Origin of the sequence: Actinomadura sp. NPDC047616 (assembly GCF_040642915.1) — a bacterium.
Taxonomy (GTDB): Bacteria; Actinomycetota; Actinomycetes; order Streptosporangiales; family Streptosporangiaceae; genus Spirillospora; species Spirillospora miaoliensis.
The window spans coordinates 863,509-884,786 of the sequence record NZ_JBEYTB010000001.1 but is presented as its reverse complement, the minus strand read 5'-3'; the positions used below and the strand labels follow the sequence as shown (position 1 = coordinate 884,786).

Here is a 21,278-nt window from a genome sequence, read left to right as displayed (position 1 = left end):
GTGACAGATGCCCGGCCACCGGCCGCGTTCCTAGCGTCGAGGGCATGGACATCAACGATCGCGCGACGGTACTGAGGTGGATCGACGAGAACGCCCGTCCGCTCGCGGCACACGACCCGGACGCCCCGCCCGCCGACCTGGAACCGCTGCGCGACGTGGCCCGTGACGCCACCGTCGTGGCGATGGGCACGGCCACGCGCGGCGCGCACGAGGTGTTCGTCCTGCTGCATCGCGGCCTGCGGCTCCTGGTCGGGGAGATGGGGTTCCGCACGCTCGCCATCGAGGAGGACTGGACGCAGGGCGTCCGCATCGACGAATGGCTGCGGACGGGGACGGGCGACCCGCGCGAGCTGCTGGGCGAGAGCTGGCTGCCGTGGCAGACGCGGGAGATGCTCGACACGCTGCTCTGGCTGCGCGCGTTCAACGAACGGCATCCCGGCGACCCGGTGCGCCTGCTGGGCGTCGACATCACCGCCACACGGGCGCTCGCCTACGACGCCGTCACCGAGTACGTGCGGCGCACCGCCCCGGACCGGCTCGCCGAGCTGCTCGACCTGTACGCCCCGCTCCGCCCGGACGCCGACGGGAACATCGACGAGCACGTCGGCAGGTACCGGCGGACGGCCGACAAGCGTCCGCTGATCGAACGCGCCGAACGTGCGCACCGGCTGGTGGACGGCCTGGACGGCGGCGAAGGGCACGCGCCGGCCGTCCGGCACGCGGCCGCGATCGTGGACTTCCACGTCTTCCACTCGTTCTCGCATCCGATCACCGACAGCCTGGCCCATGTCGAGCGGCGCATGGCCGACAACCTCGTGTGGTGGCACGAGCACACCGGCACGAAGATCGTCCACTGGGGCGGGCTGGCGCACACCGCCGTGGGCGACCCGATCGGCAACCATGGCGCGAGCCGCCGCAACACCGGCGCGCACCTGCGGGACCGCTTCGGCGACGGGTACGTGTCGGTCGCCGTGACGATCGACCACGGCGCGGTGCACGGCGGCGTGCCCGTCCCGTCGCCGCCGGAGACGTTCGCCGACGCGCCGCTGGGCGCCGCCGGACCCGCGCACTACCTGCTGGACCTGCGCTCCCCGGCGCCGGAAGCGGTGCGCGAATGGCTGGAGACCCCCGGCAAAGTGCGCACGATCGGGCCGGCCTACCGTCCCGAGAGCGACGCCGACCACCACTCGGCCGGCGCGGTGCTGCGCGCGTGGTTCGACGCGGTGGTCCACTCGCAGGAGGTCACGTCCGTGCACGCGTTGCCGGTGGGCGCGCGCGCCGTCACCCGGGCCCGCTGGTAGCGGCTCAGCCGAGGTCGAGGCGGGCCAGTTCGGCGCGGGACGCGACGCCCAGCTTCGGATACGCCTTGTAGAGGTGGTAGCCGACCGTGCGAGGGCTGAGGAACAGCCGGGCGCCGATCTCCCGGTTGCTCAGCCCGGTCGCGGCCAGCCGCACGACCTGCAGCTCCTGCGGGGTGAGGCGGGCGAGCAGGTCGGCGTGCTCGTCGGGGGCGGCGCCGGTCAGGCTCTCCCCGGCGGCGCGCAGCTCGCCGCGGGCGCGTTCGGCCCACGGCGCGGCGCCCAGCCGTTCGAACGTCTCCAGGGCGGCGTGCAGCCGGGCCCGCGCGTCGTTGCGGCGCCGCGCGCGACGCAGCCACTCCCCGTACAGCAGCTCGGTGCGGGCCCGCTCGAACGGCGGACCGCCCTGGCGGTGCAGCTCGACGGCCTCGGCGAACGCCTTTCCGGCCTGCTCCTCGGGTTCCAGCAGCGCCCGGCAGCGCAGGGCGACCGCACGCGCCCACGGCCGTCCGACCTGCGCGGCCCAGTCGGCGTACCAGGCGGCGGCGTCGCGGCCGTCCTCGGGGCGTCCCGCGCGCACGGCCGCCTCCACCAGGTCGGGCAGGCCGGCGATGGCGCCCTGCCGGTGCGGCCCGGACACCACGCCGAGCAGCCGGTTCAGCGCCGCCTCGTACCGGCCGAGCCCCAGGTCGAGCAGGCTCAGCGCGCCCGCCGCGTGCACCACGCCGGGCGCCACGCCGCGTTCCAGCGGCTCGGCGGCCAGCTCCGCGCAGCGCTCCTCGTCGCCCTCGATCGCCGCGAGCAGCGCCAGCACGGTCTTGTGGTAGACGCGGTGGCGGTGCTGGCCGGTGTCCTCGGCGATGCGCATCCCCTCGGTGGCGGCGCCCAGCGCGTCGCGATGCCGGCCGAGCTGCAGGTGCGTGCGCGCCAGCAGCGGCAGCACGGTGGACAGCAGCCCGATGGCGCCCTGGTCGCGCAGCCGCTCGGCCAGCCCGGCGGCGGCCTCGTGGGCGCCTTCGACGTCGCCGAGCAGCAGGCGCAGCCAGGCGGCGCGGGTGACCTCGCGCGGGCCGATGCACGGGCCCATGCCGTCGAGGAGTTCGCGTCCGGCGCGCGCGCCGTCGGCCACGCGGCCCTCGGTGAACGCGTTCTGGCCCGCGTACATCCTGGCCAGGGCGCGGGCCAGGTGCGCGTTGGGCAGCCCCAGGTCCTCGGCCCGTTCGACGGCCCGTTCCAGCGCGGCGAAGTCGCCCGCGTTGGCGGCCGCGGACGCGGCCTGGAACAGCAGGTATCCGGCGAGGTCGGGCGCGGTGCCCGCGACGGTGTCGGCGGTGTCGCTGAACAGCCGGTACGCCTCGGCGGTGCGGTCCTGCTCGTCGGCCAGGACGCCGCGCAGCCGCACCAGGTCGGCGCGCAGGACCGGGTCGGACGTCTCGGCGGCGGCGCGGTCGGCCAGGGCGGTCGCCTGCTCGGCCAGGCCCGCGTCGGCGGCGGCCTGCGCGGCGGCGGCCATGCGCCGGACGCGGTCGGCGCGGTCCGGGCTGAGGTCGGCCGCGCGTTCCAGCATCGCCGCGATCGACGCCGACCCGCTCACCGCGTCGGCGGCGGGCGGGGCGCCGGCGGCGCGCACGGGCGCCCCTCCGGTCGCGGCCGCCTCCAGCGCGGCGGCCGTCTCCTCGTCCGGACCGGCGGCGGCGTGCGCCAGGTGCCAGGCGCGGTGGCAGACGTCGCCGCGGTCGGCGTGCGTGCGGGCCAGGGCGCGGTGGACGTCGATGCGGCGGCCCAGCGCGGCGCCCTCGTACACGGCGGTGCGGATCAGCGGATGGCGGAACTCCAGCCCTCCCTCGGCCGACCGCACCAGCCGGTCGCGCTCGGCCGGTTCCAGGTCGGCGACCGACACCCCGAGCCGTTCCAGCGTCGGGACGACCACGGCCACGTCCCCGGTGCCGTCGGCCGCCGCGACCAGCAGCGCCGTGCGGGTCGCCGCGGGCAGCGCCGCGATCCGCTCGGCGTACGCGCGGCGCAGCCGCCCGTGGGTGGACGTGGAGGGGGCGGCCGGCGCGGACGGGGCACGGCGCGAGGACGGCAGTTCCAGCAGCGCCAGCGGGTTGCCCTTCGCCTCCGTGAGGATCTCGTGCCGGACGTGCCGGGGCAGCTCGGCGGCGTGGCCGTCCAGCAGCGCCACCGCGGCCTCGTCGTCCAGCCCGGTCAGCCGCAGCTCGGGCAGCCCCGGGGCGGGGAACTCGGGGGCGTCCAGGTCGCGCGCCGCGAACAGCAGCGCGATCGGTTCGGCGTCCAGGCGCCGCGCGGCGAACAGCAGCGCGTCGGCGGACGCGTGGTCGAACCAGTGGGCGTCGTCGGCCAGGCACAGCAGCGGCCGCTCCTCGGCCAGGTCGGCGAGCAGGGTCAGCACCGCCAGCCCGACCAGGAACCGGTCCCCGGTGCGGCCGTGCCCGGCGCCGGGGTCGGCGGTCAGGCCGAGGGCGGCCTTGAGCGCCGCCGCCTGGGCCTGCGGAAGGGCGTCGACACGGTCGAGATGCCGTCCGAGCAGCAGGTGCAGCGCCGCGTAGGGCATCGCGGCCTCGGCCTCCACGCCGGTGGCGCGCAGCACCCGCATGGCGGGTCGGCGGGCGGCCTCGGACGCGGCGAGCGCCGCCGCGTGGTCGAGCAGCGCCGACTTGCCGATCCCGGCCTCCCCGCGCACGACCAGGACGCCGCTGCGTCCCTCGCGCGCCCGCCGCAGCAGCCGTTCGACCTCGGCCGTCTCCTCCCCCCGCCCGTACAGCATGCCGCCACACTACTCAGCCGGGACGTGTCCGGAACGTCACCCGGATGGCGACGGGAATTCCCACGGCCTACGCGGCAAAAAGTGACAAATCTTCCATCTTCGAGCGTGCTGGGTTATCGTCCTGCCACACGGCCCGGTAGTGCAGCCCGGGGCGTGGACGTCCCAGGGGCCTCGCCGCTCCCCCCCAACGGCGAGGCCCCGTCCTCCGCACCCGGCAGGGTTACATTCCTGCTGCCGGGTACCGGCTCATTCATGAGCGAACGCCGACACGAGGACTCCAGGCCACTGGCGGACCGGCGGGCCGAGGCCGGAGCCCCGCAGGAAGAGGACCACGACTTCGGCGACGAGCACACCACCGGCCCGACCAAGCCCCCGATCGCCGAGGCCGAGACCCCCGGCGGCGAGGACGAGGGCTACAGCCCGCAGACCGAAGTCCCGTAGACCCGCAGGACACCGCGACCACGAGAAAGGCCCCGGCCGGGGATTCCCGGCCGGGGCCTTTCCGTCGTCAGGACGGGTGCGGCGGCTGCTGGTCGGGCGGAACACCGCCGCCCTTGCCGCCGCCCTTGGCGCCCTTGTCGGTGCCGTGCGGGCGGCCCTTCGACCGCGTCGCCTTCGGATCGGTCGCCTCGGGCGCCGGTTCCTCGGTCACCGCCGTGCGCTCGGACCGGCGGATCTCCGGTTGCTGCGGGTTGGGCATGTCGTCCCCTCCTTCGCGTGCCGCTAGGGGCGGATCTCCGGGGGCTTGAGCGGGTCGTGGCCGACGGTCATCAGCGACCGCCGCCACTCCTCCTTCTGCTCGGCGTGCGGCGGACGGTTCTCCAGGCGGTCCTCCACGTACTCCACGACGCGCCGCATGGTGTCGGCGTCGCCGTCGGTGAGGTCCACCTTGCGCTTGCGCAGCACCTCCACCACGCGCGCGCCGAGCTCGGGGAGCTTCATGTCGGGGTCGGCCGGGAACGCCTCCTCGCCCGACGCCGCGGTGAGCAGCCAGGTGCGCAGCTCGTCGGAGGTCATGTTGACCGTCTGGTGGAAGTCGTCCCACAGAAGCTCCACGTCCGCCGGGATGCGGTCCTTGGTCATCGCCACCTCCTTTCGGATCGGACGCGAGATCGGCTCGGGTGTCGGCTCGGGTGTCTCTCCGTCATCTCCCAGCGCGCCCTACCCGAAGCGGCCCGAGCCATGCGACCGGCCGGGCCGCGCGTCCCGCGGGTGACGGGGGCCGCGCACGTTACGACCGTGGTCAGGGGGGAACACGCCGTCGCATGAACCACTCGGAAACCCCAGTGCTCGACGCGCTCGTCGAATACCACCACCGGCGGGAGCTGCCCTTCACGCCGCCCGGGCACAAGCAGGGCCGGGGCACCGATCCGCGCGTGCGGCAGGTCCTCGGCGACGCGGTGTTCCGCTCCGACGTGCTGGCCGTCTCCGGCCTGGACGACCGCCGCTCGTCCCAGGGCGTCCTGCAGAAGGCGCAGGAGCTGATGGCCGACGCCGTGCACGCCGAGAACGCGTTCTTCTCCACCTGCGGCAGCTCGCTGTCGGTCAAGAGCGCGATGCTGTCGGTCGCCGGGCCCGGCGAGAAGCTGCTGGTCGGCCGGGACGCCCACAAGTCCGTGGTGTCCGGGCTCATCCTCAGCGGGGTCGAGCCGATCTGGGTGGAGCCGCAGTGGGACCCCGAACGGCATCTGGCGCACCCGCCGTCGGCCGAGGCGTACGCGCGGCGGTTCGCCGAGCACCCCGACGCGCGCGGCGCCCTGGTGACCAGCCCCACCCCGTACGGCACCTGCGCCGACCTGAGGGCGATCACCGAGGTGTGCCACGGGTACGGGCGCCCGGTGATCGTGGACGAGGCGTGGGGGGCGCACCTGCCGTTCCACCCGAGCCTGCCGACGTGGGCGATGGACGCGGGCGCCGACGTGTGCGTCACCAGCGTCCACAAGATGGGCGCCGGGCTGGAGCAGGGGTCGGTGTTCCACCAGCAGGGCGACCTGGTGGACCCGGCGGTGCTCAAGGCCCGCGAGGACCTGCTGGGCACCACCAGCCCGTCCGTGCTGGTGTACGCGGGCCTGGACGGCTGGCGCCGCCAGATGGTCGAACACGGCCACGAGCTGCTGCAGCACGCCGTCGACCTGGCCGCCGAGATACGCGACGAGATCGTCCAGATCCCCGGGCTGCACGTGGCCGGGCCGGAGTTCGTCGGGCCCGACCGCGCCCACGACCTGGACCCCCTGCAGCTCGTGATGGACCTGACCGAGCTGGGCGTCAGCGGCTACCGCGCCGCCGACTGGCTGCGCGAGACGCACCGGATCAACATGCACCTGGCCGACCACCGGCGGATCAGCGCCCAGCTCACCTTCGCCGACGACAAGGAGACCACCGATGCGCTGCTGACCGCCCTGCGGGACCTGTCGCGGCACGCGCCCGCGCTGCGCGGCGCCCCGCCGATCTACATCCCCGATCCGGGGGACCTGCGGCTGGAACTGGTGGTGCTGCCGCGCGACGCGTTCTTCGGCCCGGCCGAGCAGGTCCCCGCCGACCAGGCCACCGGACGCGTCGTCGCCGAGATGCTCACCCCGTACCCGCCGGGCATCCCCGCGGCGCTGCCGGGCGAGCGGCTCACCGCCCCGGTCGTCGACTACCTGCGCACGGGCGTGGCGGCCGGGATGGTCGTCCCCGACGCCGCCGACCCGGAACTGAACAGCATCCGCGTCCACATCGAACGCTGAGGTCCGTCTCGGACGCCGAGCCGGACGTTCCGGGCCGTGGGCAGGGCGGCACGGGCGGCGGTCAGGCCGGGACGTGGGCCTTGTTGCGCGTCCAGTGCCGGTGCGCGGCGATGGCGTTGATCAGCTCGCGCTTGAAGTTGTCGTCGGGCCCGCCGGGAGCGCCCCCGCCGCGCCGGGTGACCACGCCCTGGTCGACCTCGACCAGGCCCTCGGTGGCGATCTGCAGGCTCGACACGCCGGCGCGGCCGAGCAGCTCGACGCCCGCGTCCAGGGCGCCGATGGCCTTGCAGTGCTTGTAGGCCTCGGCGACGAAGTGCAGCGCGTCGCCGTCCTCGGCCAGGGCGCGCACGCTCTGCTCGCCGCCGGGGATCACCACCGCGTCGTACAGCACCGACGCCACGGTGGGCAGCGCGCGGGTCACCTCCACCTGGTCGCCGTCGGCGCTCTGCACGGCGCCGTCGTGGGCGGCGAGCACCTCGCAGATCGCGCCCTGCTCGGTCAGCGCCTCGCCGACCGCGGTGACGTCGGCCGCCTCCACGCCGTCGGCCACCAGCACCGCGACCTTGCGGGCCTTGACCGTGTCGGCCGGGGAGTTGGCCTGGCTGAGCGCGGGCGAGCTGCGGCCGTGGTTCTCGGTGACCGGGGCCTTGGGCGGCTCGACGCCGATGCCCTCGGCGACCTGCGTCGCCAGGTCGTGGTCGACGTGGTTGAGCTGCTCCACGACGCCCTCCCGGATGTGCTTGTGCTCGACCTTGCCCAGCTCGAAGCGGAAGGCCGAGACGATGTGCTCCTTCTCCCAGTCGGACATGCTGTTCCAGAACAGCGTGGCCTGGCTGTAGTGGTCGGCGAAGCTCTCGCTGCGCTTGCGGATCTTGGTGCCGTCCACCCGCTCCTGGTAGTGCCGGTACACCGCGTCGCCGTCGACGCCCGTGCCGATCGCCGGGCAGCCGCCCGACAGCGAGTTCTTGTGGTAGGCGGCCCGCCCCTGGTGGATCTGCGTCTGGTGGTAGGCGTCGCGGTGGTGGTTGCGCACCGGGGCCACCGAGCGGTTCACCGGGAGCTGCGTGAAGTTGGGCCCGCCGAGCCGGATCAGCTGGGTGTCCAGGTAGGAGAACAGCCGCGCCTGCAGCAGCGGGTCGTTGGTGAAGTCGATGCCCGGGACGACGTTGCCCAGGCAGAAGGCCACCTGCTCGGTCTCGGCGAAGAAGTTCTCCGGGTTGCGGTCCAGCACCAGCCGGCCCACCGGACGCGCCGGGACCTCCTCCTCCGGAATGATCTTGGTGGCGTCGAGCAGGTCGAAGTCGAAGCGGTGCTCGTCGGCCTCGGGCACCAGCTGCACGCACAGCTCGTACTCGGGGAAGTTGCCCGCCTCGATGGCGTCCCACAGGTCGCGCCGGTTGAAGTCGGGATCCTTCCCGGCGATCTTCTGGGTCTCGTCCCAGTCCAGGGAGTGGGTGCCGAGCATCGGCTTCCAGTGGAACTTCACGAACGTGCCCCGGCCCTCGGCGTTGACGAGCCGGAAGGTGTGCACGCCGAAGCCCTGCATCATGGCGAAGCTGCGCGGCAGCGCCCGGTCGGACATCAGCCACATCATCATGTGCATGGTCTCGGGCTGCAGCTGCACGAAGTCCCACAGGGTGTCGTGGGCGGACGAGGCCTGCGGGATCTCGTTGTGCGGCTCGGGCTTCACCGCGTGCACGAAGTCGGGGAACTTGATGCCGTCCTGGATGAAGAAGACCGGCATGTTGTTGCCGACCAGGTCGAAGTTGCCCTGCCGCGTGTAGAACTTGGTGGCGAAGCCGCGCACGTCGCGTACGGTGTCGGCCGACCCGCGGGACCCGGCGACGGTGGAGAACCGGACGAACACCGGGGTCTCCACGGAGGGGTCGCGCAGGAACTCCGCGACGGTGTACTCGGCGAGCGAGTCGTCGTACACGCGGAAGTGCCCGTAGGCGCCGGAGCCGCGCGCGTGCACCACCCGCTCGGGGATGCGCTCGTGGTCGAAGTGGGTGATCTTCTCGCGGAAGTGGAAGTCGTCCATGATCGTGGGGCCGCGTTCCCCCACGCTGAGCGAGTTGTCGGTGTCGTCGACCTTGACGCCCTGGTCGGTGGTCAGCTCGGAGTCGCGCGGGTCCACCCGGAACTCGTCGAGTTGCCGCTGCTTGTCGGCGTGGTCACCGGAGCTCGACATGATCGTCGTCCTCCGCTCGTCGGTATCGGTCGGATGTCGCGCGCCGTACCCGACAAACCGCCCGATATACCGCAAGTCGCCATCTATCAAATGAATGCGTCAGTCACCCGGCGCATCGCCCCGGCCTCATCGGGTAAAAGGCCCTCCGCATCCGACCGACCCTCCCGGCCAGGCGAGAAGGTGGCGACATGGCGAAGAACACCGCGACCGGCGACGGCCCCTCGCGGAAGGCACCGGACCGGCCCACACGGCTCGGACGGGACGCCTGGTGGGGCGTCGCCAAGCGCACCGCCCGGGAGTTCCGCGACGACAACCTGGTCGACTGGGCCGCCGCGCTCACCTACTACGGCGTGCTCTCGGTCTTCCCCGCGCTGATCGTGGCGGTCTCGCTGGTGGGCCTGTCGGGCCAGTCCGGCACGCGGACGCTGACCGACAACATCCGGCAGCTCGCCCCGGGCCAGCTGCGCGACGTGCTGATCAGCATGGTGGAGGGGCTGCGCGGCACCGCGCCCACCGCCGGCGTGCTGGCGATCGTGGCGCTGCTGGTGGCGCTGTGGTCGGCGTCCAAGTACGTGGCGGCGTTCATCCGCGCCGTCAACGCGGTCTACGACGTCCCCGAAGGCCGCCCCCTGTGGAAGCTGGCGCCGCTGCGGGTGGGGCTGACCCTGCTCATGGTCGTCCTGCTGGGCGCCAGCGCGCTCGCGGTGACGTTCACCGGACGCCTCGCCGAGCAGGCCGGGCGGATGCTGGGCCTCGGCTCGGCGTTCGTCACCGGCTGGAACTACGCCAAGTGGCCGGTGATCCTGCTGGTAGTGATCATCGCGGTGGCCACCCTGTACTGGGCCGCGCCGAACGTCCGCCAGGCGGGCTGGCGGTGGATCACTCCCGGCAGCGCGCTGGCGATCGTCCTGTGGATCGTCGCGTCCGCCGGATTCGCAATCTACGTGGCGAACTTCGGCTCCTACAACGCCACCTACGGCGCGCTGGCCGGTGTCGTGATCTTCCTGGTCTGGTTGTGGATCTCCAACCTGGCCATCCTGCTCGGCGCCGAGCTGGACGCCGAGCTCATCCGCGCCCGGAAGATCGCCGAGGGCGCCCCCGAGACGGTCGAGCCCTTCGCCGAACCCCGCGACACCCGCAAGTTCTCCGACGAGGACCGCGAGGAGTACGCCGACGCCGAACACTCCCGCGACGGGCAGCCGCGCGACGGGCACCCCCAGGACGCGGACTCCCGCGACGGGCGGCCGCACGGCGCGCACGCCGGTGGCAAGCCCCGCTAACCCCTCGCGCGTTACCCCTTCGCCAGAGCGGCGACGATCTCGGCCGCGGGCGCGGTGGACGCCAGCCGGTAGGAGGTGCCCGCCCACAGGTGCAACGCGTCCGCGGCCCCCTGGGCGGCGGACGCCCTGCGCAACGGCGTCGTCAGGTAGTGGACGTCCGGGTACGCGGCGGGCGCGTGCGCCGAGTGCTCGGCCAGGAACCGGTTGACCAGCCCCCGGGCGGGACGTCCGCTGAACGCCCGGGTAAGGGCCGTCTCGGTGAAGCGCGGGTCGGCCAGCGCCGCCTTGTGCACGGCACTGGCGCCGCTCTCCGGGCAGCGCAGGAAGGCGGTGCCGAGCTGCGCCGCGTCCGCCCCGAGCGCGAGCACCTCGGCGACGTCCGCGGCCGTGCCCAGGCCCCCGGCTGCGATCAGCGGCTGCGCGGTGACCTCCCGCACGGCGGGCAGCAGCTCGCGCAGCGGCGTCCCGCCGTCGGTGTTGGTCCACGACCCCTGGTGCGCGCCCGCCTCCACGCCCTGCACGCACAACCCGTCGGCGGCGCCGGCGGCACGGGCCTCCGCCACGGACGTCACCGTCACGATCACCACGACGCCCCGCCGCCGGAACTCGCGGATCAGCGCCTCGTCGGGGCATCCGAACGTGAAGCTCACGATCGCGGGCGGGTCGGCCAGCAGATCTTCGATCTTGGCGTCCCAGTCGTCGGCCCGGTCCCCCGGCGTCCCCAGCCCCACTCCGAGCCGCTCGGCCTCGGGCGCCAGCCGCTCGGCGTACGCGTCGAAGGCCGCCCGGTCCACGGCGTCACGGGACGGCATGAAGACGTTCACCCCGAACGGCCGCGACGTCGCCGCACGCGTCCGCTCGATCTCGTCCCGCATCGCGGCCGCGGTCTTGTACCCGGCGGCGAGGAAGCCCAGCGCCCCCGCCTCGGCCACCGCCACCGCCAGCTCCGGCCGCGAGGCCCCGCCCGCCATCGGCGCCTGCACGACCGCCGTCTCCGGCACCCAGGAGGCCCCGCCCCCACGCACGCTCACCACACGCGCACGATAACTCTCAGGGGCGTGGGCGGCGGCTGGCGGGGGGTGGGGTCAGGCGGGGGTGAGCTTGTAGCGGATGGGGAGGTGCTTGGGGCCGCCCACGAACGTGGTGACGACGTTCTCGGGTTCGCCCGCCAGCTCGATGGAGGTCAGGCGGGGGATCAGCTCGTCGAAGAAGGCGCGCACCTCCATACGGGCCAGCGCGGCGCCCAGGCAGTAATGGACGCCGAAGCCGAAGGCCAGGTGCTTGTTGGGGTCGCGGCCGACGTCGAAGCGGAACGGGTCGTCGAAGATCTCCTCGTCCCGGTTGGCCGACGGGTAGGACAGCAGCAGCGCCTCGCCCGCGCGGACGCGGACGCCGCCCACCTCGCAGTCCTCGGCGGCGGTGCGCATGAACTCCTTGACCGGGGTGACCCAGCGGATCATCTCCTCCACCGCCAGCGGCATCAGGTCGCGGTCCGCGCGCAGCCGGTCGAGCTGGTCCGGGTGCTCGATCAGCGCGCGCAGCCCGCCGGAGATCGTCGAGCTGGTGGTGTCGTGCCCGGCGGTCGCGATGATCACGTAGTAGGAGGCGGTGTCGAAGTCGTTCAGCGGCTCACCGTCGACGCGGGCGTTGGCGATCGCCGAGGCCAGGTCGTCGGTGGGATTCGCACGGCGGGCCTCGGTGAGCTCCTTGAAGTAGGCGAAGAAGTCCAGCAGGACCGCGAGCCCCTCCTCCGGGGAGGCGCCGCGCTGCAGGTCGGGGTCGGCGTTGCCGAACAGCTCCTGGGTGAGCTTGAGCATCCGGTCGAAGTCGGACTCGGGCAGCCCGAGCAGCGACAGGATCACGTACAGCGGGTAGTGCACCGCGACCTGCTGGACGAAGTCGCACTCCCCGCCCAGCTCGACCATCCGGTCGACGTAGCGGCGGGCCAGTTCCCTGACGCGGGGCTCCAGGGCGCGCATGGCGCGCGGCCGGAACCAGTCGGCGCCGATGGCGCGCAGCACGCGGTGGTCGGGGTCGTCGATGTGGACGAGGGTGCGCAGCCCGATGCCCTGCTCCGCGCGCTGCCGGTTGATCACGTCCATCTCGGCGGTGGCCAGCAGCGGACGCGGCGCGTTCAGGAACAGGCGGTGGTCGCGCTCGATCTCCATGATGTCGGCGTGCCGGGTGACGGCCCAGAACGGGTTGTAGTCCGGCGCCTCGACCCAGTGCACCGGCGCCTCGCGGCGCAGCACGGCCAGCGCGGCGTGCAGACGATCGTCGTCGGCGTACGCGGTGGGATCGGCGAGGGCCCGGCCCGCCTCGTCAACGCTCGGAGTCATGAGTCCCCTTCATGTCCGTGAGGCCGCCCTCAAGGGACGCTAGCACTGCCGAACGCCATGCGATCGATGATCTTCACAGGTCGGTGAACGTGCCGTGGCGGCCGTGTCCGGCGGTGAACCGGGCGACGCCCTCGGCGGCGTCCGCCAGCGACCGCACGCCGTGCCCGTACTCCACCGCCAGCGCCTGCGGCTCGTCCAGATCCTCGCTCTCCAGCGCCGACATGCGGTCGCCGCGCAGGCAGGTCTGCGGGAAGCGGGCGATCTCGGCGGCCAGGTCCTCGGCGGCCTGCCGTGCGGTGCCCGGCGGGACGAGCCGGTTGGCCAGCCCGATGTCGTACGCCTCCTGGGCCGGCACCGGACGCCCGGTGAGAATGAGGTCCATCGCCCGGCTGCGGCCGATCAGCCGCGACAGCCGGAACGTGCCGCCGTCGATCAGCGGCACGCCCCACCGGCGGCAGAACACCCCGAACACGGCGTCCGACTCCACCACCCGCAGGTCGCACCACAGCGCCAGTTCCAGGCCGCCCGCGACGGCGTGCCCGGCGACCGCCGCGACGACGGGCTTGCCCAGGCGCATCCGGGTGGGGCCCATGGGCCCGTCGCCGTCCGCCTCGACGCGGTTGCCGCGCGGCGTGCCGACCGCCTTGAGGTCGGCGCCCGCGCAGAACGTGCCGCCCTCGCCCCACAGCACGGCGACCGACGCGTCCGGGTCGGCGTCGAACTCGCGGAACGCGTCGGCGAGCTCGGCCGCGGTCGGGCCGTCCACCGCGTTGCGCACCTCCGGACGCGACAGGATCACCGTGGTGACCGGCCCGTCCCGCTCCACCCGCACAGCCGTCATGCCGACCGACACTACGGGGCGGCGGGACGGGAGAGAAGGCGTTTCCGGACGGTGAGAACTGCCTGCCCCGCCCGGTCAAGCGGCCGTCATGGCACGGTCACGGCGGGTAATGTCCTCGCCGACATGACGAACACCCTGGGCCTGCGACCGCTGACCGCCCGTTCGGTCGTCCTCAGCACCCTGCTGGGCCTGCACCCGCCCCGGCTGCGCGCCCGGCACCTGGTGCGCGTCGGGGCGCTGTTCGGCATCGCCGAGGGCACCGTCCGCGTCGCGTTGTCACGCATGGTGGCCGCCGGCGACCTGGTGCACGTCGACGGCGCGTACGAGCTGACCGAACGGCTGCTGCGCCGCCAGGCCCGGCTGGACGAGGCCCGCTCCCCCCGCACCCTGCCGTGGGACGGCGCCTGGGAGATCGCCCTCGTCACCGCCGAACGGCGTCCCGCCGCCGACCGGGCCGCGCTGCGCCAGGCCATGTCGGCGCTGCGGCTGGCGGAGCTGCGCGAGGGCACCTGGCTGCGGCCCGCCAACCTGGCGCGGCCCCGGCCCGACGTCGTCCTGCGGCAGTGCACGTTCCTGCGCGGCCGTCCCGAGCGCGACCCGGCGGGGCTGGCCGCGGCGCTGTGGGACCTGACCGGCTGGGCCGCCGACGCCACCGCCCTGCTGGCCGCGCTCGGCCGCGCCGAGTGCCTGGCCGACCGGTTCACCGTGTCCGCTGCGGTGCTGGGCCACCTGCTGCGCGATCCGCTGCTGCCGGACGAGCTGCTGCCCGCCGACTGGCCGGGGCCCGAGCTGCGCGCCCGGTACGCCCGGTGCGAGGCGCAGCTCGAACGGCTGCTCACCGAGTACGTGCCGGCCGGCGGGCGGCTTGCGAAATCGTGATCTCACGGGCATTGCCTTGGGACGATCTTGGCGTCACCCTCCTCCCGTGACCGCTGGAAACGAGCCGGTCACGCGAAGGAGGTAGACATGGCCGTGGCCCACAAGGCCCTGGGCGCGATGCTCCGCCGCAAACCGATCGAGCAGATCGACGACGAGGCCGGATCGACCGGCCTGCGGCGCACCCTCGGACTCTGGCAGCTCACCGCGATCGGCGTGGGCGGCATCATCGGCGCGGGCATCTTCTCGCTGGCCGGCGCCGTCGCCAACGAGACCGCCGGACCCGGGGTGCTGATCTCATTCCTGATCGCGGGCGTGGCCAGCGCCGCCGCCGCGTTCTCCTACGCCGAGTTCGCCGGGCTGATCCCCCGCGCCGGATCGGCCTACACCTACGGCTACGCGGTGCTCGGCGAGTTCGCGGGCTGGGCCATCGGCTGGGACCTGCTGCTGGAGTACACCGCGATCGTGGCGGTGGTGGCCATCGGCATCTCCGGCTACTTCAACGACCTGCTCGGCTTCCTGAACATCGACCTGCCGCTGTGGATGATGGGCGCGCCCGGCACCGAGCCCAAGGACGTGGCGGACGGCAGCTACAAGGTCAACCTGTTCGCGATGCTGCTGTGCCTGCTCATCGCCTACGTGCTCAACCTGGGCATGAAGAGCGCCGCCCGGTTCGAGACCGCGCTGGTGTACCTGAAGGTCGGCATCGTGCTGCTGGTCATCGTGGTCGGCGCGTTCAAGATCAAGTCTGGGAACTACTCGCCGTTCCTGCCGTACGGGCTGGACGGCGCGTTCACCGGCGCCGCCACGGTCTTCTTCGCCGTCTTCGGCTACGACGCGATGTCGACCGCGGCCGAGGAGTCGCACGACGCCCGGCGGCACATGCCCAAGGCGATCATCTACTCGCTGGCGATCTCGATGGTGCTGTACGTGCTGGCCTGCCTGGTGCTCACCGGCATGGTCGACTACCGCCACATCGACCCCAACGCCGCGTTCTCCTCGGCGTTCGACGACGCGGGCCTGGAGACGGTCGGGTTCGTCATCGCGGTCGGCGCGATCCTCGGCATCCTGACCGTGCTGTTCACGTTCATGATGGGGGCGGCCCGGGTGTGGTTCTCGATGAGCCGCGACGGGCTGCTGCCGGGCTGGTTCGCCCGCACCCACCCCACCCGCAAGGTGCCGACCCGCATCACCTGGATCCTCGGCGCGGGCTCGGCGCTGATCGCCGGGTTCCTGCCCATCGGGGAGGCCGCGGAGCTGACCAACATCGGCATCCTGCTGGCGTTCATCGTGGTGTGCGTCGCGGTGGTGGTGCTGCGCTACCGGCGTCCCGACCTGCCCCGGCAGTTCCGCACCCCGGGCATGCCGGTGGTGCCGATCGTCGGGGTGGTGTTCTCGGTGTGGCTGATCACCTTCCTCAAGCAGGAGACCTGGCTGCGCTTCGCCGCGTGGTTCGCGCTCGGCTGCGTGATCTACTTCGCCTACGGCCGCCGTCACTCGCTGCTGGCCCGCGGCGACGCCCCGGCCGGGAAGACCGCCGGCGAGTAGCCGCCGTTCCCCGGGGCGGTCAGGCGACGACGAGCCGGTCCATCTCGACGCGGACCGCCTCGGGGATCTCCACGGGACGGCGGGCGTCCCGGTCGACGAACACGTGCACGAAGTGCCCCTCGGCGACCAGCGTGCCGTCCGACCGGTACATGCCGATCTCCCAGCGCACGCTCGACCGGCCCAGCTTCCCGACGCGCGCGCCCACGCTGATGGTGTCGGGGAACGACACCTCGGCCTTGTAGACGCAGTGCGACTCCACGCACAGCGCGATCGCCGGGCTGGTCACGGGGTCGAACCCGGCCGTCCTGATCATCCACTCGTTGATGACGGTGTCCATCAGCGCGTAGTGGACGACGTTGTTGACGTGCCCGTAGAGGTCGTTGTCCTTCCACCGCGTGGGGACGGTCTCCCAGTGCGCGTACTCATCCCGGTCCACGGCGGCCAGTGTAGGAGCGGCCGCCACACCCGCCCCGCGCGGGTGCGACCACGTCGATGCAGTGGAAAGCAGGGAAGCGCCCGCGTCCCCGATGGGTGGGGGCGCGGGCGCGATGCGGGTGATCAGTGGCGGCGGTGGCCGCCGCCACGGAGGCGGGCCAGCAACTGGCGCACCTTCGCCTGGGTGCGGGGATCGCGCGCGTAGCGCTCGGCCTTCGCGCGCATGCGCCGTCCCTGCGGACCGCTGGCGTACCGCTTGATCCGGTCGATGAGCGTGGGCATGGTTCCTCCTCGGGTCTGGTCCGGGAGGTCGCCGCCCCGGTCGCCGCGGGGGCGGCGGGTGGTCACGGCGGGCGCCGCCCGAACCCTCCGGGTCCTGCCCGCCGTATCCCGGTCAATGCTTCTTGTTCACCTTCTTGAGAAGGCCGCGCACCTTCTCCTGCTTCTTGGGGTCGCGGGCCAGCTGTTCGGCCTTCTCCTTGGCCTTGCGGCCCTGCGGGCTGTCGGCAAGCTTCTTGAGCCGGTCGCTGAGAGAAGCCACGGTTTCCTCCTGCCGCCGAGCGGGCGCGTCATCCTGTCCAACGGATCGCGGACGCGAACGGTTCCGCTGCGCAGGGTGACGGCGTCGCACGTGACCTCGGATCACGTCAGGACGACCGGGGGCGGTGCGGGCGCGTGCCCGCCCGCGCTCGCGCGACGCCCCCGCCGGGGCGGGCGGGGGCGTCACCAGCACGGGATCCTCACCCTACATGTTGATGTCGCACGACGTACCAACCCCAGATGTTGGGCATTTCGCGGAGATTGCCGTTCACCAGGGGCCTCTTGGAGATGCCGGTACGAGGATGGGACGATAGCCCCGCAATGACCGCGCATCCGCCGAGCCCGTTCTTCCGCGTCTCGCGCGCGGTGGTGTTCGCCACCGTGTGCGTGTCGCTGTCGGCGCTCGGGCACACGGCGACGTCACAGCTGGTGATCCCCCTGTGGGCGGTGCTCACCGGCTTCGGCGGCGTGCTGGCGGTGACGCTGGCGCTGGCGGGGCACGAGCGTTCCCTGGCCACGATCCTCGGCGGCCTGCTGGGCGGGCAGTTCGTGCTGCACAGCCTGTACGTGGACGCCACGGCGCCCATGCAGCACCACCCGGCCGTGATGCCGCAGGACGCCGCGCACGGCTCGGGTGCGGGCATGACGCTCGCGCACGTGATCGCCGCCGTCGTCTCGGCCTGGTGGCTGCGGCGCGGCGAACGCGCGGCGTGGTCCCTGGCCCGGCGGGTCCGGGCCGTGGCCGACCGGCCGGTCCGGCTGCTGCTGGCCCTGCTGCACGTCGAGCCCGCCACACCGCCCGTCCGGACGCGTCCGGCGCCCGTGGCCGTCGAGACGCCGTCCACCGACCGGGTGCTGCGGTTCCCCGTGGTGCGACGGGGGCCTCCCCACCGTTCGAGGGCGCTCGCCGCCACCGGCTGAACGCCGGGGCCGGGCCGGGCGCCGTACGAGCCGTTTCACCGGGCGCCGTCTGTCTTCACGGCGTCTCCGGTGCGTTTCCGTGCGTCTCGAACGGAGTTATCCCGATGTCCGTACGTACTTTCCGGCACGCGTGGCGGGCCGCCGCGGTGGGCGGGCTGGCAGCCGTCTCGGTCGCCGCCCTGGCCACCGCCGCGTCCGCGCACGTCACCGCCAACCCGCGGTCGGCCGAGCAGGGGTCGTTCACCAAGGTGTCGTTCCGCGTGCCGAACGAGCGCGACAACGCCTCGACCACCGAGGTGCGCGTCGACCTGCCGACCGACCGTCCGATCGCGCACGTGTCCGTCCGGCCCGCCCCGGGGTGGAAGGTCACCGTCGACAAGACCAAGCTGAGCACGCCCGTGAAGATCGAGGGCGGTGAGCTGTCGGAGGTGGTCTCCCGGATCACCTGGACCGGCGGCAAGATCGATCCCGGCCAGTTCGAGGAGTTCGACGTCTCGATGGGGCCGCTGCCCACCGGCGTCGACCGGGTGCTGTTCAAGGCCGAGCAGAAGTACTCCAACGGCGAGGTCGTCACGTGGGACCAGGACCCGGGCACCGGCGCCGACGAGCCGGAACACCCGGCGCCCGAACTTAAGCTGACCCCGAAGGCGGCCACCGCGCAGGCCACCGACACGGTCACCGCCAAGGTCGCCTCCGACGACGCCGACTCGGCGTCCGACGGGACGGCGCGGCTGCTCGGCGGCCTGGGGCTGGCCGCCGGCGTGATCGGAGTCGGCGTCGGCGGATTCGGCCTGGCACGAGGAAGGAGCCGGTCATGAGAGGGCTGCGGGTCCTGCTGGCGGGAATGATCGCGGCGGTCGCCGTCGGGGTGGCGGCGCCGCCGGCGTCCGCGCACGACGCGCTGAAGGAGGCCACGCCGGCGTCCGGCGCCACGGTCGAGCCGCCGTCGGAGATCGTCCTGACCTTCACCAACACCGCGCGGCTGCCGCAGGTGGTGGTGACGGACGACAAGGGCACGGCGGTGCAGTCGGGGGCGCCCGAGGCGTCCGACAACAAGGTCACCCAGGCGTTGAACGGGACGCTGCCCAACGGCGAGTACACCGTGGCGTGGCGGGTGGTCTCCAGCGACGGCCACCCGATCAAGGGCACCTACAAGTTCACGGTGGAGGGCTCGTCCGCCGCGCCCACCTCGTCGGCCACGGCCCCGTCCTCGGCCGCGCCGGCCCCCGCCGCGTCCGCCCCGGCGACGCCGTCGACGCGGGGCGCGAGCAGCCAGTCCGAGGACGGCGGGTCCTCCGGCTGGTTGTGGATCGGCCTGGCCGCGGTGGTCGTCGCCGCCGTGGTGGGCGGCGTGGCCTGGGCCCGCCGCCCCCGCCAGAACTGACCCGCCAGAACTGACCCGCCGGACCTGAATCGCCGGAACCGAACGCCGTCGCCCGCCCCACCGGATGCGGTGGGGCGGGCGGCGGCGTTCAGTTCGTGGGGAACGGCAGGGCCACGAGGTTGTAGGTCATCAGGACCTTGAAGAACACCACTCCGGACAGCGCCAGCAGCGTGCAGGACAGCCGTCCGGCCCAGCTCCACCACGCCTTCCACCAGGCGGCGCCGGTCGCGCCCACGACCAGGATCGCCAGGACGAGTCCCACGGTCGCGACGATCGGCAGGGCGGCGAAGGCCGGCGGGTTCAGCGCCACGGTCTCCATGACGGCGTTGGGGTCGGCCATGGTGACGGCCAGCCCGGTGAGGAAGACGGTGACCACCGCCGTGGTGGCCCAGGCGAGGAGCCGTGCGGCGCGTGCCCCGGCCGGATGGCGGGAACGGCGCCGCAGCACCCGGACGAGGGCGAGGACGGGAAAGCCCACGAAGGCCAGCAGCATCACCAGGGACGCGCCGCCGAGCAGGCCCACGTTCAGCCCCGGAGAGTCGTACCAGGCCAGCTTCTCCAGGACTTCGGACGGGTTGGCCGAACTGGTCAGCGTGCCCTTGCCGTCGAAGGCGATCCGGGCCTGCCCGCCGCGTTCGGTGAAGAGCCCGGGCTGGGTCTGGACCCAGTGCTGGGTCTCCTTCTCCGGGTCCACCGACAGGCCCGTGGTCGTCAGGGTGCCGCCGGGGCCGGCCGTCACCGTCACGGCCGAGAACAGCGAGGTGACCTTCGTGAGGGTCGTGTGGCTGACCCTGGCCGAACGGTACGTCCCCGCGTACTTGGACACCGGGCTTCCCGTCACCGTGCCGCCGGACGTGCTCACCGTACGCGCGGTGGCGGGCAGGTAGCGGTCGACGATCTGGTTGACGAGGCTCGCGCCGTCCCATCCGGCCACCGTGTTCACGCCGTCGCCGTTGTAGACGACGTAGACTCCGACGCCCTCGTCGGGCAGCAGCGCCATGACGTTGTGGAAGCCGGGCACGTCGCCGTCCTTGTAGAGCAGCCGCCGGCCGTTACGGGGGCGCTGCTCGAACGTGTAGCCCATGCCGGGCATCCGCCTGTCCTGGGTGTAGTGCTGCTGCTGCATCAGGCGGGCGACGTCCTGGCCGAGCCGGGGGTCGTTGCCGAGCTGGGCGAGCATGAAACGGCCCATGTCGGCGGGCGTGGCGGCGGGGCCGGTGCCGGTCGGGGTCCGCGGGCCGTACTGGCCCTTCACCCTGGTGTATCCGTCACCGCTGGGGCGGTATCCGGCGGCCAGCGCCGAGTCGATCGCGGCGGGGTGCGGGACGGCCATCGTGGTGGAGCGCATCCCCAGCGGCTCGAACACGTGCTGCCGGACGTACTCGGCGAACGGCTGCCCTGAGACGACCTCGACGAGGTATCCGGCCAGCGCGATCCCGTAGTTGTCGTAGGCCACGCGGGTGCCCGGGGGACGGACCCGCCGCGGCTGCCGTTCGGCCAGGCTGCGGCCGAGCGATCCCACGTCCTTGGGGTCGGCCTCGCCGAGCCCCACGATGTCGTCGTCGAAGCCGCCGGTGTAGGTCAGCAGGTGCCGCAGGGTGACGGGGCGTCCGGGATAGGTGTCCTTGATCTTGAAGGTGGTGAGGTAGCGGTTGACGTCGGCGTTCAGGTCGAGCTTGCCCTGCCGGACGAGCTGCAGCGCGGCCGTGGCGGTGAACGGCTTGGCCAGCGACCCGGTGAAGAAGGCCGTCCGGTCCGGGTTGACGGGCGAGCGGGCGTCCACGTCGGCGACGCCGTAGCCCTTGGCGAACACGGTCTTGCCGCCCGCGACCACGACGACCGCGGCACCGGGGATCTTGTCTTCGGCCAGCTGCGCGGGGACGACCCGGTCGACGAGCGATCCGACGTCCCGCAGGTCGGGCTGCGCCGCGGGGGTCGGCTCGGCCACGGCGGACGGAGCGGTCAGCCCGGTCAGCACGGCTGCGAGCAGTGCCCCGAGTGCTGCTCTCCTGAACGCGATCTTCATGGGTTCCACGGTGCCGACCGGGGCCGGGCCGCCACCAGTGCCGTGCACACCGACCGGGCATGCACAACGCACGATCCGGACA

At 73.2% G+C, this 21,278-nt stretch carries 20 protein-coding genes; 9 read left to right on the top strand and 11 right to left on the bottom strand.

Going from position 1 to position 21,278, the window contains the following annotated elements; genetic code table 11:
- Positions 1 to 44 precede the first annotated feature (44 nt).
- The gene (locus ABZ801_RS04215; protein ID WP_360692531.1) at positions 45 to 1,301 is read left to right on the top strand and encodes an erythromycin esterase family protein; all 1,257 of its coding nucleotides are present in this window, start codon (positions 45 to 47) and stop codon (positions 1,299 to 1,301) included.
- A 4-nt stretch (positions 1,302 to 1,305) separates the two neighbouring features.
- Here the strand turns inward: ABZ801_RS04215 and ABZ801_RS04210 are convergent, their stop codons facing one another.
- Positions 1,306 to 4,086: an AAA family ATPase gene (locus tag ABZ801_RS04210; protein WP_360692528.1), complete on the bottom strand. Its 2,781-nt coding sequence runs from the start codon at positions 4,084 to 4,086 to the stop codon at positions 1,306 to 1,308.
- Positions 4,087 to 4,338: 252 nt separating this feature from the next.
- On the opposite strand from ABZ801_RS04210, the gene ABZ801_RS04205 reads away from it, so the two are divergent.
- Positions 4,339 to 4,527 (top strand): hypothetical protein, encoded by a 189-nt coding sequence (locus ABZ801_RS04205; RefSeq protein ID WP_344959059.1) that lies wholly within the window; start codon positions 4,339 to 4,341, stop codon positions 4,525 to 4,527.
- A 67-nt stretch (positions 4,528 to 4,594) separates the two neighbouring features.
- Here the strand turns inward: ABZ801_RS04205 and ABZ801_RS04200 are convergent, their stop codons facing one another.
- Both ABZ801_RS04200 and ABZ801_RS04195 read right to left on the bottom strand, forming a co-directional pair.
- The gene (locus ABZ801_RS04200) at positions 4,595 to 4,786 is read right to left on the bottom strand and encodes a hypothetical protein (protein WP_344959057.1); all 192 of its coding nucleotides are present in this window, start codon (positions 4,784 to 4,786) and stop codon (positions 4,595 to 4,597) included.
- Positions 4,787 to 4,809: 23 nt separating this feature from the next.
- Positions 4,810 to 5,169, bottom strand: a complete 360-nt coding sequence (locus tag ABZ801_RS04195; RefSeq protein ID WP_344959055.1) for a DUF3140 domain-containing protein — start codon at positions 5,167 to 5,169, stop codon at positions 4,810 to 4,812.
- A gap of 182 nt (positions 5,170 to 5,351) precedes the next feature.
- Between ABZ801_RS04195 and ABZ801_RS04190 the strand changes: the two genes are divergently transcribed.
- Positions 5,352 to 6,815: an aminotransferase class I/II-fold pyridoxal phosphate-dependent enzyme gene (locus ABZ801_RS04190; RefSeq protein WP_360692523.1), complete on the top strand. Its 1,464-nt coding sequence runs from the start codon at positions 5,352 to 5,354 to the stop codon at positions 6,813 to 6,815.
- 61 nt (positions 6,816 to 6,876) lie between these two features.
- On the opposite strand, the gene ABZ801_RS04185 is transcribed toward ABZ801_RS04190, so the two are convergent.
- Entirely contained in the window at positions 6,877 to 9,006 is a 2,130-nt protein-coding gene (locus ABZ801_RS04185) for a catalase (RefSeq protein WP_360692520.1), read from the bottom strand.
- Positions 9,007 to 9,194: 188 nt separating this feature from the next.
- On the opposite strand from ABZ801_RS04185, the gene ABZ801_RS04180 reads away from it, so the two are divergent.
- Positions 9,195 to 10,286 carry a YihY/virulence factor BrkB family protein gene (locus tag ABZ801_RS04180; protein ID WP_360692517.1) on the top strand — a complete coding sequence of 364 codons (1,092 nt, stop codon included), beginning with the start codon at positions 9,195 to 9,197 and terminating at the stop codon, positions 10,284 to 10,286.
- 11 nt (positions 10,287 to 10,297) lie between these two features.
- On the opposite strand, the gene ABZ801_RS04175 is transcribed toward ABZ801_RS04180, so the two are convergent.
- The 3 genes from ABZ801_RS04175 to ABZ801_RS04165 all read right to left on the bottom strand — a co-directional run bounded on the left by ABZ801_RS04175 (position 10,298) and on the right by ABZ801_RS04165 (position 13,466).
- Complete coding sequence (locus ABZ801_RS04175) at positions 10,298 to 11,320, bottom strand: nitronate monooxygenase (RefSeq protein WP_360692514.1); 1,023 nt, start codon at positions 11,318 to 11,320, stop codon at positions 10,298 to 10,300.
- A 51-nt stretch (positions 11,321 to 11,371) separates the two neighbouring features.
- Entirely contained in the window at positions 11,372 to 12,625 is a 1,254-nt protein-coding gene (locus tag ABZ801_RS04170) for a cytochrome P450 (RefSeq protein WP_360692511.1), read from the bottom strand.
- Positions 12,626 to 12,698: 73 nt separating this feature from the next.
- Positions 12,699 to 13,466, bottom strand: coding sequence for a crotonase/enoyl-CoA hydratase family protein (locus ABZ801_RS04165; protein ID WP_360692509.1), 768 nt, complete (start codon positions 13,464 to 13,466; stop codon positions 12,699 to 12,701).
- A 123-nt stretch (positions 13,467 to 13,589) separates the two neighbouring features.
- On the opposite strand from ABZ801_RS04165, the gene ABZ801_RS04160 reads away from it, so the two are divergent.
- A complete protein-coding gene (locus ABZ801_RS04160; protein ID WP_344959045.1) occupies positions 13,590 to 14,345 on the top strand; it encodes a PaaX family transcriptional regulator C-terminal domain-containing protein in 756 nt (251 codons plus the stop codon).
- Positions 14,346 to 14,432: 87 nt separating this feature from the next.
- Positions 14,433 to 15,890: an amino acid permease gene (locus ABZ801_RS04155; RefSeq protein WP_360692507.1), complete on the top strand. Its 1,458-nt coding sequence runs from the start codon at positions 14,433 to 14,435 to the stop codon at positions 15,888 to 15,890.
- Positions 15,891 to 15,909: 19 nt separating this feature from the next.
- Here ABZ801_RS04155 and ABZ801_RS04150 read toward each other — a convergent pair whose 3' ends face one another.
- The 3 genes from ABZ801_RS04150 to ABZ801_RS04140 form a co-directional block, all read right to left on the bottom strand.
- Positions 15,910 to 16,326 carry a thioesterase family protein gene (locus ABZ801_RS04150; protein WP_344959041.1) on the bottom strand — a complete coding sequence of 139 codons (417 nt, stop codon included), beginning with the start codon at positions 16,324 to 16,326 and terminating at the stop codon, positions 15,910 to 15,912.
- A gap of 122 nt (positions 16,327 to 16,448) precedes the next feature.
- Positions 16,449 to 16,607, bottom strand: coding sequence for a hypothetical protein (locus ABZ801_RS04145; RefSeq protein ID WP_344959039.1), 159 nt, complete (start codon positions 16,605 to 16,607; stop codon positions 16,449 to 16,451).
- A 112-nt stretch (positions 16,608 to 16,719) separates the two neighbouring features.
- Positions 16,720 to 16,866, bottom strand: a complete 147-nt coding sequence (locus ABZ801_RS04140; RefSeq protein ID WP_344959037.1) for a hypothetical protein — start codon at positions 16,864 to 16,866, stop codon at positions 16,720 to 16,722.
- Between the two features lie 320 nt (positions 16,867 to 17,186).
- Between ABZ801_RS04140 and ABZ801_RS04135 the strand changes: the two genes are divergently transcribed.
- From ABZ801_RS04135 to ABZ801_RS04125, 3 genes are all read left to right on the top strand, one after another.
- Complete coding sequence (locus ABZ801_RS04135; RefSeq protein WP_360692503.1) at positions 17,187 to 17,786, top strand: hypothetical protein; 600 nt, start codon at positions 17,187 to 17,189, stop codon at positions 17,784 to 17,786.
- Positions 17,787 to 17,890: 104 nt separating this feature from the next.
- Positions 17,891 to 18,604, top strand: coding sequence for a YcnI family protein (locus tag ABZ801_RS04130; protein WP_360692500.1), 714 nt, complete (start codon positions 17,891 to 17,893; stop codon positions 18,602 to 18,604).
- Positions 18,601 to 19,170, top strand: a complete 570-nt coding sequence (locus ABZ801_RS04125) for a copper resistance CopC family protein (RefSeq protein WP_344959031.1) — start codon at positions 18,601 to 18,603, stop codon at positions 19,168 to 19,170. The genes ABZ801_RS04130 and ABZ801_RS04125 overlap by 4 nt, the downstream gene beginning before the upstream one ends.
- A gap of 88 nt (positions 19,171 to 19,258) precedes the next feature.
- On the opposite strand, the gene ABZ801_RS04120 is transcribed toward ABZ801_RS04125, so the two are convergent.
- Positions 19,259 to 21,196: a serine hydrolase domain-containing protein gene (locus tag ABZ801_RS04120; RefSeq protein ID WP_360692496.1), complete on the bottom strand. Its 1,938-nt coding sequence runs from the start codon at positions 21,194 to 21,196 to the stop codon at positions 19,259 to 19,261.
- Positions 21,197 to 21,278 lie beyond the last annotated feature (82 nt).